General features: G+C 48.0%; 2 pseudogenes. Both read left to right on the top strand.

The features are described 5' to 3' along the window. Nucleotides 1–17: 17 nt before the first annotated feature. Nucleotides 18–1,376 (top strand): annotated as a pseudogene (locus ACP45E_RS21750) (choline dehydrogenase); the annotation flags it as partial. A gap of 117 nt (nucleotides 1,377–1,493) precedes the next feature. Next, nucleotides 1,494–1,630 (top strand): annotated as a pseudogene (locus ACP45E_RS21745) (glycine/betaine ABC transporter substrate-binding protein); the annotation flags it as partial.

Here is a 1,630-nt window from a genome sequence, read left to right as displayed (position 1 = left end):
CCGCTCTTCCGATCTAAGCGTGTCTGCCTTATTTCAAACGTGCAGAAACGTGGATTTCAGGCGAAGACCAATACCGTGGTGGCAATGGCCCATTAGGTACATGCGGCGGAAACGAGATGGAACTCAACCCACTCTACCAAGCCTTTATCGATGCTGGAAAAGACGCGGGTTACCCTCAAACCCCTGACTACAACGGCTATCAGCAAGAAGGTTTCGGCCCAATGCACATGACCGTCGACAAAGGTGTTCGAGCATCAACGGCTAACGCCTATCTACGTCTTGCTCTCAAACGCCCAAACCTGACGCTCATGAAAGGCGTGGTCACTCGTAGAGTGCTCCTTGAAGAGCAAGAGAACGGGTTAACAGCGGTGGGCGTTGAATTTGATAAATCTGGCAAAACACAAACCGTACTAGCAACTAAAGAAGTCATTTCTAGCGCAGGTTCGATTGGATCGGTTCAGCTTCTTCAGTTATCAGGCATTGGCCCAAAAACAGTATTAGAAAAAGCAGGGGTTGACCTAAAACACGAGTTACCGGGCGTGGGTGAAAACCTTCAAGATCACCTTGAAGTGTATTTCCAGTATCACTGTAAACAGCCTATCACCCTAAATGGCAAACTCGATTTGGTCAGTAAGGGCTTGATTGGCGCAGAATGGCTATTAACGCGCAAAGGGCTTGGTGCCACCAACCACTTTGAATCTTGTGCGTTTATCCGTTCACGTAAAGGGCTTAAGTGGCCGAATATTCAATACCACTTTCTACCAGCAGCGATGCGCTACGACGGACAAGCGGCCTTTGATGGACACGGTTTTCAAGTGCATGTCGGGCCAAATAAACCGGAAAGCCGTGGCACCGTTTCTATTACCTCTGCGGATCCACATGTGGAACCCGAGATCAGATTCAACTACATCTCTACCGAGCAAGACCGCCAAGACTGGCGCGACTGTATTCGCTTAACTCGTGAAATTTTATCTCAACCTGCGATGGACAGCTACCGTGGTGAAGAAATTCAACCAGGTGCTGAACTGACCTCAGATGAAGACATAGACCGATGGGTTAAGGAAAACGTAGAAAGCGCCTACCACCCTTCTTGCGGCTGCAAAATGGGCGCAGATACCGACGAAATGGCGGTTTTAGACGCTCAGTGTCGTGTACGCGGAATTCACCACCTTCGCGTCGTAGATTCATCCATTTTTCCAACCATTCCTAACGGCAACTTAAATGCCCCAACCATCATGGTGGCTGAACGCGCCGCGGATATGATCCTGGGTCATGTCATGCTCGAACCACAAAATGTGCCGGTTTGGATTGCACCAGAATGGGAAGAAAAACAACGCATCAATGCACCACTAAGAGCGATCGATAGCTTCACTTAATCGCTCGCAAAACCCATAGATAATTATTAGATACACAGAACATAAACTAAAAAGTCAGTCATCACATTTAGGAAACTGAGAGAAAGCAGTTTCAAGGTATGAAAAAAAGGAATCATTATGCCAACCATTAAAAAGACACTTACCGCACTCGCCATCAGCTCACTTGCGTTTAACGCATATGCCAACGCGTCTATGGAAGCGCAACAATGTTCAACCGTACGCTTTGCAGACGTAGGCTGGACCGACATTACAGC

It is taken from the genome of Vibrio genomosp. F10 str. 9ZD137 (assembly GCF_049974785.1).
In the GTDB taxonomy this organism is placed as follows: domain Bacteria; phylum Pseudomonadota; class Gammaproteobacteria; order Enterobacterales; family Vibrionaceae; genus Vibrio.
This window is presented reverse-complemented; position numbering and strand designations above follow the sequence as displayed.